The following is a 14,095-nucleotide window of genomic DNA, read 5'->3' on the forward strand; positions in this document are numbered from 1 at the left end:
AGTGGAGGTCTGCTCGAAGCCGAAGAGCTGAGTGCAGTCCTCCGCCCGGGGTGGCTGCAGACTGCTGCCGCGGAACGCGGCGTGATAAGCGGAAGATTCCTCGCATGCGCTCGCAATGATAATATTAAGCCGTTCGGAGACAATATCATGCCGCTCGGAACGGCACCAATTAGGAATTGTCAATACCGCATGGCGGTCAGCCTTTGCGTTTGTAGCGCGAGGGCGAGGTGCCGGTGTGCTGCTTGAAATACTTGCCGAAGAAGGACTGGGTGGAGAAATTGAGGTGGTAGGCGATCTCCTGGATGCTCATGCCCGAGTATTTCAGGAGAGCTTTGGCTTCGAGGATCACCGATTCGTCGATCCAGCGGGCTGCGGTCTTGCCGCTCACCTCCTTGACGACCGACGAGAGGTATTTGGGAGTGATGTCGAGCTGTTTGGCATAGAAACTCACGTTGCGCTCGCGCTTGTTGTACTGCTTGAGCAGCGACATGAACTCGTCGAAGAGGACCTCGCAGCGCCCCGGTTTGAGGGGGCTGGGCTCGTCGCGCTGGTTGATCTCGGTGATGAGGTAGAACGCCGTGGTGAAGAGCGTGCGGATGATCTCGTGGCGGTAGCGCTCCTTGTCGCTGCGTAACATGGTCTTGATGAGCTGGAACAACTGCCGTATCTCAACCACGTCCTCGGGGCGGACCTCCAGCACGGGGGCTTTGCCGAAACGCATGTAGACGGGCAGCGAGGTCGAGAGGTCGATCTGGATCTCGTTGACGAACTGTTTGGAGAAAGCCAGCAGGTAGGCCGCGGCGTTGGCCGAGCACTTGACGGTGCGGATGATCGAATCGGGATTGAAAAAGACCAGCGTATTGGGCTTGACGTGGTAGTTCTGCATGTCGATCGACACGGTGGCCTCGCCGGCCATCATGATGATGGCCGAGAAGCCGTCGATCGAGGTGGGATAGTCGGCCGTGGTGTTCTTTTCGGTCGTCAACGTCGTGATGACCAGATCGTCCGAGAGGTAGAAGACGTCGCTCATCTCTTTCTTTATGCGGGAGATCGAGACCTTGTGCAGGTTCTCCCGGGCGCCTCGGGTCCTCGTGGTTTTGCCGGATTCCGCCATATCGGTAGTGGTTTGGGGCAAAATTAGGAAAATCGCACCGCAGATGCAAGCACCGGCAGCAAAAACATACTTATTGCGGCTGGCACACGACCCGCAGCCCGCCCGCAAGACACTCGACGTGCAGCGGGAATCCGGCCCCTTTCTGTCCGTCCACGTCCGTCGGTTCGTCGATGGTCGAGCGGATCTCGATCCGCCGCGCACGCAGTTGTCGGACGATCTTGGGGTTGCCGCCCAGCAGGTAGCGCCCCATCGCCAGGGTCGAACGCAGCAGATTTTTCTTCTCGAGCAGCACGCAGTCGAACAGGCCGTCCTTGACCGAGGAGCGGCGCGCCAGGCGGAACCCGCCCGCTGTCTCTCCGTTGAAAATCAGTACCATAAGCGAATTGAAATCGAACTTTTCGCCGTCGGCCACGATCTCCAGCGGCACGGCGTGCATCGTCCGGACCTCCTTGACGCCCTCGATCAGGTAGGCCAGTTTGCCGATGCGGTGCTTGCGATGGTCGGGCGTGCGCTGCGAGGTGGTGGTGAAGAGGCCGAACGAGAAGATGTTGACGAAATAGAGCCCGTTCACCCGGCCGCAGTCGACCCGCTCCTCGCGGCCCGAGGCGATCTGCCGCGCCGCCTCGAGCGGCTCGTGCGACATGCCCAGCGCCCCGGCGAAATCGTTGGCCGTGCCGGCTGGGATCACCCCGATCGGAATGTCCAGGTCCTTGCTCTTCATGGCGTTGACGGCGTAGTTGACCGTGCCGTCGCCGCCCGCGACGACCAAAAGGTCGACCTGCTCGTTGCCCTCGAACGGATTGCGCCCGAAATCGATCGGCTGCGGGGAGATGTCGTAACCGTAGGCACGGAAAACGGTGCAGATCGTCTCGGTGTTGCGCCCGATGCGCCCCTTGCCCGAGCAGGGGTTGTAGAGTAAAACGGCTTTTTTCATGGTCAGTTCATTATCAGCGCTTTCATGGCGGGCGAGACCCACTCCTCGTAGGCGTCGCCCTCGCCCGCAAGGATGAAATAGACTTTTACGCCGGGCAGGCTCTCGGCCCGCGCGAGGGCGTCGTCGGCTCCCATAGCGAGGAACATGGTCCCCAGGGCGTCGGCTTCGGCGCACGTGGGGGCGGCGACCGTCACCGACAAGAGCCGCGAGAGGGCGCTGCGGCCCGTGCGCGGGTCGATGGTGTGGGCCACCTTGCGCCCTTCGGAATCGAGGTAGAAACGGCGGTAGTTGCCCGAGGTGGCCAGGCCGCCCTCCGTAAGGGCGATGCGCTTCTGGAGGTATTCGCCGTTGGACATGTTGCCGTCGAACGGCGTTTCGATCCCGATGCGCCAGGGTCGGCCCTCGCGGTTGACGCCCCGGCAGCGAACCTCGCCGCCGATGTCCACCAGGTAGTTTTCGGCGCCGAACCGTTCGACCAGCGCGGCCAGCAGATCGACCGTATAGCCCTTGGCCACGGAGTTGAAATCGAGCTCGACGCGCGGATCGTCCTTAACGAGGCGCCCGTCGACGATCCGCACCTTTTCGCGGCCGACGAATTGCAGGATGGAGTCGACGTTCGGATTTTCGGTGCGCTCCCGACCGGCGAAACCCCATGCTTCGACCAGCGGCTTGACCGTCACGTCGTAACGGCCGTCGCTCAAACGGCCGATGCTGTCGGCCAAGCGGAGGTTGAAAGCGATGTGGCGGTCTACCGAGTCCGTCTCGTTGCGGTTGAGCCGGCTCAGGAGCGATTCCTCGTCGAAGATCGACATCGAGGCCTTGGCCTCGGCGTCGAGGGCCATGACGGCGGCGTAGAGCGTCTTTCGGTCGACCGCTTTCACGTCGGCCGCCACATGCAGCGTGGTACCCAGCATCACGCCGTCCACGGTGGTGTATTGCGTGCGATCCGCGCACCCCGCAATCCCTGCCGCCGCGAGCGCCGCCACCACCGCGGCGATTCCCTTTTTCACCATAGCTTTCACCGTTTTAGCCGCAAAAATACGATTTTCCCCGAAAAATGGGCACGATTCGGGTCTAAAAGGCAAATAATTTTTAATTTTTAATTCTTAATTCTTAATTAATTCGTACCTTTGCCCAACGCTCTGGCGTGATCCACGGTAAGGGGGATGCGTCGTAGAGTGGAACTTGAAAAACATTTCAAAATGGCTTATTTAACAGCTGAGAAAAAGCAGGAGCTTTTCGGCCAGTACGGCAAGTCCAACACCGACACGGGCTCTCCCGAGAGCCAAATCGCGCTGTTCTCGTACCGTATCAGCCACCTTACGGAACACCTCAAGAGCAACAAGCACGACTTCGGAACCCAGCGCGCACTGCTGCGCCTGGTCGGCAAGCGCCGCGCGTTGCTGGAGTACCTCAAGGAGGTCGACATCGAGCGTTACCGCGCGATCATCAAGACACTCAACCTCCGCCGGTAATCCGCGAGGAAGAAATGAGGGCAATTCCCGCGAGGGGTTGCCTTCATTTTCGTAAAACGCCAACAAATCGACATTACAATAGGTTTAAATTTTTATGGAAGAAAAGAAGCTGTACAATGCAGTCCGTAAAACGATCGACCTCGCCGACGGCCGGCAGATCGAGATCGAAACGGGCAAACTGGCCAAGCAGGCCGACGGCTCGGTGGTCGTCCGCATGGGCGACACGATGCTGCTCGCCACGGTGGTAGCGGCCAAAGACGCGAAACCCGACACCGATTTCATGCCCTTGCAGGTGGAATACAAGGAGAAATACGCCTCCTGCGGCCGCTTCCCCGGCGGATTCATGAAGCGCGAAGCGCGCGCCAACGACGCCGAGGTCCTCGTGGCCCGGCTGATCGACCGCGCCCTGCGCCCGCTGTTCCCCGCGGATTACCACGCCGAGGTCTACGTGACGGTGAACCTCATCTCGGCGGACAAGGATATTCAGCCCGACGCCCTGGCCGGCCTGGCCGCTTCGGCAGCCCTGGCCGTGTCGGACATTCCGTTCGGAGGCCCCATCTCGGAGGTGCGCGTGGTGCGCAAGAACGGTCAGTACGCCATCAACCCCGGCTTCTCGGAGATGGCCGAGTGCGACCTGGACATCATGGTCGGCGGTACGATCGACAACATCCTGATGGTCGAGGGCGAGATGAAAGAGGTCTCGGAGGAGGTCATGCTCGGAGCGATCGAGTTCGCACACGAGGAGATCAAGAAGCACTGCGCCGTACAGATCGAGCTTTCGAAAGAGCTGGGCAAGGACGTAAAACGCACCTACTGCCACGAAGTCAACGACGAGGAGCTGCGCCAGACGATCATCCGCGAGCTCTACGACAAGGCTTATGCCATCGCCACCAGCGGCACGATGAAGCACGAGCGCGAAGAGAAATTCAACGCTCTCGAAGCCGAGTTCGCGGCCCGTTATACGGAGGAGGAGCTGGCCGAAAAGGGACAGCTCATCCACAAATATTTCCACGACGACGTACAGAAAAAGGCCATGCGCAACATGATCCTCGACGAGGGCATGCGTCTGGACGGCCGCCGCACGGACGAGATCCGTCCGATCTGGTGCGAGGTGGGCTACCTGCCCGCGGCCCACGGTTCGGCGATCTTCACCCGCGGCGAAACGCAGTCGCTGACGACCGTTACGCTGGGCACCAAGCTCGACGAGAAGATCAAGGACGAGGTGCTCGTGCAGGGGAGCGAACAATTCGTGCTGCACTACAATTTCCCGCCTTTCTCGACCGGCGACGCCCGTGCCGCCCGCGGTCTTTCGCGCCGCGAGATCGGTCACGGCCACCTGGCCTGGCGTGCCCTCAAACCGATGATTCCGCTCGGAGAGGAGAACCCCTACGCCGTCAGGATCGTCTCGGACATCCTCGAATCGAACGGTTCGTCGTCGATGGCCACGGTCTGCGCCGGCACGCTGGCGCTCATGGACGCCGGCGTGAAGATCAAAAAGCCCGTGTCGGGTATCGCCATGGGTCTGATCTCCGACTCGGCCACGGGCAAGTGGGCCGTGCTGTCGGACATCCTGGGCGATGAGGACCACCTGGGCGACATGGATTTCAAGGTCACCGGAACGCGCGACGGCATCACCGCCACGCAGATGGACATCAAGGTCGACGGACTCTCCTACGAGGTGCTCTCCGCCGCACTGGAGCAGGCACGCAAAGGCCGCATGCACATCTTGGGCAAACTGACCGAGTGCATCGCCGAGCCGAGGGCCGACTACAAGCCGTTCGTGCCGCGCATCGTGCAGATCACCATTCCGCAGGACATGATCGGCGCCGTGATCGGCCCCGGCGGCAAGGTCATCCAGGACATTCAGAAGACCACGGGCACGACCATCACCATTACGGAGGTGGACCAGAAAGGTATCGTGGACATCTTCGGCGTGGACAAGGAAGCCCTCGACGGCGCCCTGAACCGCATCAAGGCCATCGTGGCTATTCCCGAGGTTGGAGAGACGTACCACGGCAAGATCCGTTCGATCGTCGCATTCGGCGCTTTCGTCGAGATCATGCCCGGCAAGGACGCCCTGCTCCACATCTCGGAGATCGACTACAAGCGTTTCGAAACCATGGAGGAGACCGGACTGAAAGAGGGCGACGAAATAGATGTCAAACTCATCGGCCTCGACCCCAAGACCAACAAGCTCAAGCTGTCGCGTAAGGTGCTGCTGCCCAAGCCCGAAGGCTATGTCGAACGGGAGCGCCGCCCCCGTCCCGAGCGCGGCGAACGGCGCGATCGTGCCGAGCGGCGCGAGCACCACGACCGCAAGGAGGAGTAAAGAAGCTGCAAACGTGCGGTTTCCGGCAGGAGATTTTACCAAAAAATTCCTGCCGGAAAATTGCACAATAAGCAAGAGTTTTCTATATTTGCGTTGTTGGGCGCTTCTTTTCTTCCGCGAAGAGGGAGCGGCCGGACGCAAAACAGACGACAAAAAAGGCAAACAACAACAAATAAACACATTAAATTTTATCTGTCATGAAAAAATTGATGAAATTGAGCATGGTGCTCGTAGCTGCCGCACTGGCATTCTCGAGTTGCAACTGCTTCAAGAAGATGGCCAAGAACCGCGACGACATCAAGTTGACGGTGACCCCCGAGATTCTGACGCTCAACAACGGCATCGTCGCCGCGGACATCAACGTCACGTTCCCGGTCGAATATTTCAACGCCAAGGCCGTGCTGAAAGTGACCCCCGTGATCGTGTTCGAGGGCGGCGAGGTAGCCGGTCCGGCCAAGTATCTCCAGGGCTCAAAAGTCGACGAGAACTACACCGTCGTGGACAAGAAGAGCGGCGGCAGCTACACGCAGCACGTCGAATTCCCGTACGATCCCCGCATGGACCAGTGCGCCCTGCAGCTGCGCGCCGAGATCAAGTGCCCGGGCGGCAAATGCAAGGAGTTCACGCTGGTGAACCTCAACACCGGCGCCATTCCGACCAAGGAGCAGGCTGCCGTGCTGGCCGGTAACGACGCCGCCGCCAAGGCCGCGCTGGCCAAGGAGTTCGGGCTGACCGTAGCCTACGGTCTGAACACGATGCAGAAAGACCTCAAGTACGGCGACCTGATGGAGCCGATGGCCAACAACTACAAGAAAGTAACCACCGTAGTCGACAAGACCGACCTCCTGTATGCGATCAACTCGTCGAAAGTGACCAAGAAGAACGAGAAAGCCGCCAACCTCGACGCTTTCAAGGCCGACGTGGACGAGAAACTCCAGAACGACCGCGCCACGCAGAACATCGCCGTCAAGGGCTACGCTTCTCCGGACGGCCCCGTCACGTTCAACGACAAACTCTCGAAAGCCCGCAGCGAGTCGGGTAAGAAAGTCGTGGCCAAACTCCTCAAAGACGCCGGTCTGGAGATCGACGCCGCCGCTTACGGCGAGGACTGGGACGGCTTCAAGGAGCTGGTCGAGAAATCGAACATCAAGGACAAGAACCTCATTCTCCAAGTGCTGAGCCTCTACAACTCGCCCGCCGAGCGTGAGACCGAGATCAAGAACATGTCGTCGGTATTCAACGAGCTGAAGAGCGACATCCTGCCCGAGCTGCGCCGCTCGCAGATCGTCAATAGCACCGACATCCAGGGCAAGACCGACGCCGAGATCATGGAGGCTTTCCGCAAGGGACAGAACCTCACGGTCGAGGAGATGCTCTACGCTGCCGAGACGCTCGCCAACGGCGCCGAGGAGCAGGTGGCCATCCTCACGGCCGCTTCGAAGAAATACAACGACGCCCGCGTATGGAACAACCTCGGTGTAGCCCAGACCAAGGCCGGCGACAAGGCCGCAGCCCTCAAGTCGTTCGACAAGGCCGCCAAGATGGATTCGTCTAAAGAGCTGAACAAGAACCTGCTGCTGGCCAACCTGGCCAACAACAAGACCGCCGAGGCCAAGAAATACGCCGCCGCTGCCGACAGCCAGGCCAAGGCCGCCATGGCTGCCGCCGAGGGCGACTACAAGGCCGCATCGAAAGGCCTGGAGGGCTACAACGCCGCCGTGGCTTCGGTGATGAACAACGACCTGCCGGCCGCCAAGAGAGCCATCGCCAAGGATACCTCGGCCGACGCCGACTACCTGCGCGCCGTGATCGCCTCGAAGGAGGGCGACCTGAAGACCGCCGAAGCACAGCTCAAGAGCGCCGTTTCGAAGAACCCGAAGCTGGCCGAGAAAGCCGCCAAGGACATCAACCTGAAAGCCCTGCGCAACTAATTTCGCACCGGGATAGTAAAAAGAGCCTGAGCCGCACGGTTCAGGCTCTTTTTTTGTATTGTGGAGGAGAGCCGAGCCGAACGGGCCGGAAAAGGGGCCGAGGAGCTCGGCGGCGGGTAAAAGTGTCAGGAATACCCCATGCAGCCGCGATCGGAAAAGAACCGCGAAAAAGGAGTTCCTGGGAGCAGGAAAAAGAGTCGTGACAGGGAATGTCCCCGACAGCATGAGCTGCGACAACCGAGCTGCCCGAACGACTACGGAAAGTGCCGGAAAATAATTTGTCGGCGGAGACATACCGGTATGGATAATTTTTCCTATTTTTGTAAAAACAGCATAAGACAATGGAGTACGCAAATCACCTGAACGAATATGCTCCGGCCCCGAGTGCCGAAGAGGTGGACCGCGAGGTCGCCCGCATCCGCGAGGCCTCCCGGCGCAACCGCACGACCGAGGTTTACAAACTCTGCTTCTCGGCCATCGACCTGACGACCCTGCTCTGCACCGATTCGACGACCTCGGTGACGGCATTCGCGCGCAAGGCCGTGGAGTTCTACGAAAAATACCCCGCCATCCCCAACGTGGCTTCGATCTGCATCTACCCCGCGTTCGTCGAGACCGTGGGGCTGGCCGTGGACCCGACGCCCATGCGCATCACCTCGGTGGCGGGCGGATTTCCCGCGGCACAGACCTTTCTGGAGGTCAAGGCGCTGGAGGTTGCGATGGCCGTGGAGAACGGCGCCGACGAGGTAGACATTGTGCTGAACGTCGGCCGGATGCTGACGGGCGAGTACGACGAAGCCGCCAACGAGGTGGAGGTGATCCGCGCGGAGACCAGCGACGATGTGGTGCTCAAGGTCATCATCGAGTCGGGCGCGCTCAAAACCCCCGAACTGATCCGCAAGGCGTCGCTCCTTTCGATGTTCGCAGGGGCCGATTTCATCAAGACCTCGACAGGCAAGATCGACGTGGCCGCCACGCCCGAAGCGGCCGTGGTCATGTGTCAGGCCATCCGCGACTACTACGAAAAGACGGGCCGCAAGGTCGGTTTCAAGGCGGCGGGCGGCGTCCGCACGGCCGAGGATGCGGCGCTCTACTACACCATCGTCGAGGAGATCCTGGGGCCCGAGTGGCTGACGACGGATCTGTTCCGCATCGGCGCTTCGTCGGCCGCGAACAACCTCCTCTCGGCCATCGAGGGACGCGAGATCAAGTTTTTCTAAGCAGACGCACGCGCCCTGCCAAAACTACACGGCAGCAGCCCTCGGGGCTGCTGTTTTTTTGTGCGGGACCGCCTGCGCACCGGCCGCAATGAAAAACGGCAGCCCGCAAGGCCGCCGCTTCGATGCGAGAAGAGAGTCCCGGTTCAGAGCGAATCGGACGTTATGACGGTCAGCGAGTCGGTCGCCTCGATCTCGACGGGCGCGATGGGCTGCGGCGCCGTGGTCGTCGCTTCGGGGACCACCCCGTTCAACGCATCGTCGCGCAGGACCATCGATTTGAAATTGTCGCGCCGGATGGCCGCCACGACGACGATGACCACGACGGCCACGACCACGAGGATAGCGATGAGTCTTTTTATCATTTTCGTATACTTTTTTACAAACCCGCCGCAGGCCGTTACGGCTTGGTCGGATTCCCGTTATTGAGCACTTCGAGGGCGCGCACGACCACGTTGTCGACCGGATGGATCTCGGCATAAAAACCGTTGTCCTCCAGCGGCGTGTTGCGTCCGATGTAGGCCCTCAACTGCGCCGCGATCAGCCGCCGCGAACGGGCGATGTCGCCATAGCGCGGAGCCACGCCCTGACGGGCGGCGTAGCGGACGAAATCGTCGACCAGCGTGCGGTCGCCGTCCAGCAGCGCATCGAGCTCGGCGAGCGTGCGGACGGCATTGAGCGCCTCGCGGTGGCGGTCCGCATACTCTATCGTGTAGCGGTAGAGGATGTTGCGCCCAGCCACCTCGACGAAATAGCGCGTCACGTCGGTCGTGTCGGCCGGAACGAACACATCCGGCATGATCCCGCCGCCGCCGTAGACCACCTTGCCGGCGGGCGTTACGCGCCGCAGCGAGTCGGCGAAATGGATGCTGTCCGCCGAGAAGAACTCGTTGTTGCGGTAGCGGTTCCAGATGTCCTCCTCGTAGCCCGCCTCGTCGCCGATGGTGTAGGGCTTCTGGATCGAACGGCCCGTAGGGGTGTAGTAGCGTGCCGTGGTCAGGCGCAGCGCCGAGCCGTCGCTATACGGTATCTGCCGCTGCACGAGCCCCTTGCCGAACGAACGACGACCAACAATCGTACCACGGTCGTTGTCCTGAAGCGCCCCGGCCAGAATTTCGCTCGACGAGGCGCTTCCCTCGTCGATCAGCACGACCACCTCCATCTCCTGCGCTGTGCCCGTGCCGTCGGCGTATTCGCGCAGCTGTTCGTGGTTGCGGTCCTCGGTGTAGACGATCAGCTGCCCCTCGTGCAGGAACTCGTTGGCGATCTCGATGGCCTGGTCGAGAAAACCGCCCGAGTTGCCCCTCAGATCGAAGATCAGCTTCGTGACCCCCTCCGCGCGGAGCGCCGCCAGCGCGCGCCGCAACTCCTCGGACGAGGTTTTGGCGAACTGCCCCAGCTTGATGTAGCCCGTGCTGTCGGCGATCCGGAACGCCGCCTCGATGCTCTTGATCGGGATCACGCCCCGCACGACCTCCACATCGACCAGACCGGCGATCCCCTGCCGCTGGAGCCCCAGCCGCACGGTCGTGCCGCGCGGGCCGCGCAGCCGGCGGACGATCCGGTTCTGCGGAATCTTGCGCCCCGCCACCAGCGAGTCGTCGATCTCGAGGATGCGGTCGCCCGCCTTGATCCCGGCCCGGTCGCTGGGACCCTGCGGGATGACGTTCAGCACGATCACCGTGTCGGTGGCCATGTTGAACACCACTCCGATGCCGTCGAATTCACCCTCGAGCGGCTCATTCAGTTCGGCCATCTCGCGCGCCGGGATGTAGACCGAATGGGGGTCCAGCTCGCGGACCAGAAGCGGAATGACGTGCTCGGCGAGCGAATCCATCGACACGGAGTCGACGTACTGGTTCTCGATCAGCGCCAGCGTCTGCGTGAGCTTGTTGGTCGGCAGGGCCATGTGGCGGAGCATCCCCCGAATCTGCGACTCGGTGGTGTTGCGCCCCAGGTACTGTCCCAGCAGGAGGCCCAGGACAACGCCCGCGGCCAACAGCAGCGGAAAAAGGACGGTATATTTCGAATTCTTGTACATTACTTGTTCTTAAAGGTATAGGCCAGCCCGACGCTCAAGAGGGTTTTGGTCTGCACGTCGACGTTCTGCGCCCGGTTGTAATAAAGCTCGAAGCTGAGCACCGTGGAGATGTATTTCGTAGCCTTGATCTCCACCGTGTTCGTCCAGCGCACAATGGGGTGGATCGGCAGCCGCGGTTTGTTCTTGATGTCCTTTTCGCCCGCCTCCCACTCGGCATAGGCGGCCGTGAAGCGGGAGTAGTCGCTGATCTTGTTTTTCTGGCCGATGTCGGTGATCCAGCCGTAGAACGTGTAGAGCATCGTGCGGTAGCGCAGGAACTCCGATTTGCCGAACTTGCGGTCGAAATCGATCTGGATAGACGAACCGCCCTCGTACTTGGAGGTCTTGTCCGGGTCCTCGATACCGTATCTGAAGCCATTCTCGCGCCGGATCAGGTCGCTCTCGGCAAAGGTCGCGTTCAGGGCGATGGGCGAGAGGTTGACGGTGATGGGAAATTTGGGCTTGGGGCTTTTGTAGGTGATACCCAGCGAAATGTCCAGATAGCCCGGGGTCATGAACTTGCTCTTGAGGTCTTTCTTCTCCTGTTCGGTGCGCGACTTGTAGCCGTTGACGAACTGGCTGCGGAACTTGGCGATCACGCCGTACGACCAGTTCTTGGAGAGTTTGAGCGACGGAGCCGTCGAGATTTCGAACTCGTCCTGGTTCTTGAACCAGATGCCCTGCTCGCCCTCGTCGACCTCGACCTTCATGCGGTTGTAGCCCAGCTTGGCATTGAACTTGGTCTCGATCGAGAAGAGGTTTTTGGTAAAGGTGTGCTTCAGGTTGAACGTGGCCACCAGCGCGATGGAGTTGTCACCGCCCGATACCGAAATCCAGGGATCGTTGTACGAGGTCAGCGCCCCTTGCAGGCCGCCGCCGAATTCGAGGTAGTTGCGCTCTTTGCGGATGGCCGCCCGCTCGGCCTTGTAGCGGGCCAGGCTGAAATAGTCGACCTCCACGGGGGTGGATTTCACCCGGTCGCGGAAAGTGACGCCCTCGGTCCGAGCGTTCACCTCGTCGATGGAGATTTGCGCCTGCGCGGGGAGCGCCGCAACCGCCAGCGCGGCGCCGAGCAATATCGGGTAAAGACGTTTCATCATGGAGCGTATTTATCGGGATTTCAAACTGCAAATTTATGAATTTATTTACAGAAAACGTTAACTTTGCCTTGAGTTAAATACGATAGAGACTGTATGAAATACTTTGGAGCACACGTCAGCGCGGCCGGAGGGGTTTCCAACGCACCCCGCAACGCCCATGAGATAGGAGCCACGGGCTTCGCACTCTTTACGAAAAACCAGCGGCAGTGGGTGGCCAAGCCCCTGCCGCAGAGCGAGATCGCGGCGTTCCGCGAAACCTGCCGGCAGTTGGGCTACGCGCCCCGGCAGATTCTCCCCCACGACTCGTACCTGATCAACCTCGGGCACCCCGATCCCGAGGCGCTCGAAAAGTCGCGCGCGGCCTTTCTCGACGAGATGCAGCGCTGCGAGCAGCTGGGGCTGGACCGCCTCAATTTCCACCCCGGCAGCCACCTCGACCGCAGCTCGGCGCAAGCGACGATGGACCGCATCGCCGAGTCGATCAACTGGGCCCTCGACCGCACCCAAGGGGTCACGGCCGTGATCGAGAACACCGCCGGGCAGGGTTCGAACCTGGGCAGCAGCTTCGAGCAGCTGGCCTACATCATCGACCGCGTGGACGACAAGTCGCGGGTGGGCGTCTGCATCGACACTTGCCACGCTTTCGCTGCGGGCTACGACCTCCGGACGGCCGGGGCGTGCGACCGTACGTTCGACGAACTGGAGCGCACGGTGGGGTTCCGCTACCTCAGGGGCATGCACCTAAACGACGCCATGAAGCCGCTTGCGAGCCGCATCGACCGCCACGCGCCCCTGGGAGAGGGGATGATCGGCATGGAGTGCTTCCGCTACATCGCCCGCGACCGCCGCTTCGACGGGATTCCGCTCATCATGGAGACTCCCGACGAGGATCGCTGGGCTGAGGAGATCGCCCTGCTGAAAGCGATGGCAGGGGAGTAAACAACAAGGCGGGGCGCAACCCGGAAAAGAGTTGCGCCCCGCCTTATTTTTCGAGCAGCCGGAATCAGTACACAGCCCAGGTGCGGTTCGCACCCTCGGCGATCACTTTCTGCCACGAAGGGTCGGCCCTGTAAGCCGCCAGCGAAGCGGCCGGCACGCGGAATACAATACCGCTGGTTCCCGCCCCGTAAAAGGGCGAACGACCGCTCTCGTCGAATACGAGTTTGGGCGGCGTGGTCCGGGCGATGCGCACGTCAGCGAGCGCGCTTGAAATACGAAATGCATATTTCCCGATCGTAAGCTCTCCGTCCGCTCCGGTTATGAGAACGCTCTTGAGTGAGTTGCAGAGGGCAAATGCTCCCGAACCGATATAAGTCACTCCACCTTGCAGGCCCACCGTTACCAGCCCGTGGTTCCCGCAAAATGCACCCAACATATCGACCAGACTCGGAGTCGTATCGATCGAGGTGTCGGCGATCCGCGTCATGTTGCTTGGGAAGATTATTAGCTTGAGCGCATAATCGGCCTTGGCGGTGTTGACCGTTCCGTTCCAGCACGCTCCGCAGAAGATATCGCTCGGAAACTCCGTCGTCCCGGCCAATGTCGCACTGTTCATGGTCAGTGTGAAAGTCTCCTCCGTAGCCGCATCCTTGCGAAACTTGTCCGCGATACTTTGCAGGTGGGCGCGGGTGATTCCCGGCGTAGATGATTCCGGATTGTCTTTCAGATAGATGGCGCGATTCGTCGTGTTGAGATTCGGCAGCACTTCGGGGATGCCGCTCCCCTGATAGTTCCACGGCTGCCACGCAGTCTGGTCGTAGGAATAGAGCAGCGGAGCGGGCAGTTCCAGCTCGATGGCCGGCATGGCCAGAATCCGGCCCCGTCTGGCCGTCTGCCCAACGCCTCCGCGAAGCGTCATCACCCTGCCGTCGGAGAGCGTAACGTTCACGGTGAATCCCTTGCTGAAAGTGGTCGG

12 protein-coding genes are annotated in these 14,095 nt (G+C 60.9%); 5 read left to right on the plus strand and 7 right to left on the minus strand.

From position 1 onward, the window contains the following. Positions 1–196: 196 nt before the first annotated feature. The 3 genes from ACMQ11_RS07875 to ACMQ11_RS07885 all read right to left on the minus strand — a co-directional run bounded on the left by ACMQ11_RS07875 (position 197) and on the right by ACMQ11_RS07885 (position 3,061). Entirely contained in the window at positions 197–1,114 is a 918-nt protein-coding gene (locus ACMQ11_RS07875) for an AraC family transcriptional regulator (protein ID WP_418992217.1), read from the minus strand. Between the two features lie 70 nt (positions 1,115–1,184). After that, positions 1,185–2,048, minus strand: a complete 864-nt coding sequence (locus ACMQ11_RS07880; RefSeq protein WP_418992218.1) for a YegS/Rv2252/BmrU family lipid kinase — start codon at positions 2,046–2,048, stop codon at positions 1,185–1,187. 2 nt (positions 2,049–2,050) lie between these two features. Then, on the minus strand, positions 2,051–3,061 hold the full coding sequence (locus ACMQ11_RS07885) for an FAD:protein FMN transferase (protein WP_418992219.1): 1,011 nt from the start codon (positions 3,059–3,061) through the stop codon (positions 2,051–2,053). A gap of 189 nt (positions 3,062–3,250) precedes the next feature. Here ACMQ11_RS07885 and rpsO point away from each other — a divergent pair, with 189 nt between their 5' ends. The 4 genes from rpsO to deoC all read left to right on the plus strand — a co-directional run bounded on the left by rpsO (position 3,251) and on the right by deoC (position 9,003). Beyond that, positions 3,251–3,523, plus strand: coding sequence for a 30S ribosomal protein S15 (gene rpsO / locus ACMQ11_RS07890; protein WP_295915497.1), 273 nt, complete (start codon positions 3,251–3,253; stop codon positions 3,521–3,523). Positions 3,524–3,617: 94 nt separating this feature from the next. Further along, complete coding sequence (pnp, locus tag ACMQ11_RS07895; protein ID WP_418992220.1) at positions 3,618–5,852, plus strand: polyribonucleotide nucleotidyltransferase; 2,235 nt, start codon at positions 3,618–3,620, stop codon at positions 5,850–5,852. A gap of 209 nt (positions 5,853–6,061) precedes the next feature. Then, positions 6,062–7,783 carry a hypothetical protein gene (locus tag ACMQ11_RS07900; protein ID WP_418992227.1) on the plus strand — a complete coding sequence of 574 codons (1,722 nt, stop codon included), beginning with the start codon at positions 6,062–6,064 and terminating at the stop codon, positions 7,781–7,783. Between the two features lie 341 nt (positions 7,784–8,124). After that, on the plus strand, positions 8,125–9,003 hold the full coding sequence (gene deoC, locus ACMQ11_RS07905) for a deoxyribose-phosphate aldolase (protein WP_418992221.1): 879 nt from the start codon (positions 8,125–8,127) through the stop codon (positions 9,001–9,003). Between the two features lie 143 nt (positions 9,004–9,146). Here the strand turns inward: deoC and ACMQ11_RS07910 are convergent, their stop codons facing one another. The 3 genes from ACMQ11_RS07910 to ACMQ11_RS07920 are packed head-to-tail and all read right to left on the minus strand — an operon-like array spanning position 9,147 to position 12,177. Continuing rightward, positions 9,147–9,365: a hypothetical protein gene (locus ACMQ11_RS07910; protein ID WP_418992222.1), complete on the minus strand. Its 219-nt coding sequence runs from the start codon at positions 9,363–9,365 to the stop codon at positions 9,147–9,149. Positions 9,366–9,400: 35 nt separating this feature from the next. Next, positions 9,401–11,041, minus strand: a complete 1,641-nt coding sequence (locus tag ACMQ11_RS07915) for a S41 family peptidase (RefSeq protein WP_418992223.1) — start codon at positions 11,039–11,041, stop codon at positions 9,401–9,403. Then, positions 11,041–12,177, minus strand: a complete 1,137-nt coding sequence (locus ACMQ11_RS07920; RefSeq protein WP_418992224.1) for a DUF3078 domain-containing protein — start codon at positions 12,175–12,177, stop codon at positions 11,041–11,043. The genes ACMQ11_RS07915 and ACMQ11_RS07920 overlap by 1 nt, the downstream gene beginning before the upstream one ends. Positions 12,178–12,273: 96 nt before the next feature. Between ACMQ11_RS07920 and nfo the strand changes: the two genes are divergently transcribed. Beyond that, positions 12,274–13,119, plus strand: a complete 846-nt coding sequence (nfo, locus tag ACMQ11_RS07925; protein ID WP_418992225.1) for a deoxyribonuclease IV — start codon at positions 12,274–12,276, stop codon at positions 13,117–13,119. A 64-nt stretch (positions 13,120–13,183) separates the two neighbouring features. On the opposite strand, the gene ACMQ11_RS07930 is transcribed toward nfo, so the two are convergent. Then, on the minus strand, positions 13,184–14,095 hold a 912-nt coding region (locus tag ACMQ11_RS07930; RefSeq protein WP_418992226.1), incomplete at its 5' end, for a leucine-rich repeat protein.

This window comes from Alistipes sp. (genome assembly GCF_048465575.1).
GTDB lineage: Bacteria > Bacteroidota > Bacteroidia > Bacteroidales > Rikenellaceae > Alistipes.

Bases quoted from the DNA above. Each gene is read 5' to 3' on its own strand.
- pnp (WP_418992220.1), top strand. From the start codon at position 3,618: ATGGAAGAAAAGAAGCTGTACAATGCAGTCCGTAAAACGATCGACCTC.
- deoC (WP_418992221.1), top strand. From the start codon at position 8,125: ATGGAGTACGCAAATCACCTGAACGAATATGCTCCGGCCCCGAGTGCC.
- ACMQ11_RS07900 (WP_418992227.1), top strand. From the start codon at position 6,062: ATGAAATTGAGCATGGTGCTCGTAGCTGCCGCACTGGCATTCTCGAGT.
- ACMQ11_RS07880 (WP_418992218.1), bottom strand. From the start codon at position 2,048: ATGAAAAAAGCCGTTTTACTCTACAACCCCTGCTCGGGCAAGGGGCGC.
- ACMQ11_RS07915 (WP_418992223.1), bottom strand. From the start codon at position 11,041: ATGTACAAGAATTCGAAATATACCGTCCTTTTTCCGCTGCTGTTGGCC.
- rpsO (WP_295915497.1), top strand. From the start codon at position 3,251: ATGGCTTATTTAACAGCTGAGAAAAAGCAGGAGCTTTTCGGCCAGTAC.
- ACMQ11_RS07910 (WP_418992222.1), bottom strand. From the start codon at position 9,365: ATGATAAAAAGACTCATCGCTATCCTCGTGGTCGTGGCCGTCGTGGTC.
- ACMQ11_RS07920 (WP_418992224.1), bottom strand. From the start codon at position 12,177: ATGAAACGTCTTTACCCGATATTGCTCGGCGCCGCGCTGGCGGTTGCG.
- ACMQ11_RS07875 (WP_418992217.1), bottom strand. From the start codon at position 1,114: ATGGCGGAATCCGGCAAAACCACGAGGACCCGAGGCGCCCGGGAGAAC.
- nfo (WP_418992225.1), top strand. From the start codon at position 12,274: ATGAAATACTTTGGAGCACACGTCAGCGCGGCCGGAGGGGTTTCCAAC.
- ACMQ11_RS07885 (WP_418992219.1), bottom strand. From the start codon at position 3,061: ATGGTGAAAAAGGGAATCGCCGCGGTGGTGGCGGCGCTCGCGGCGGCA.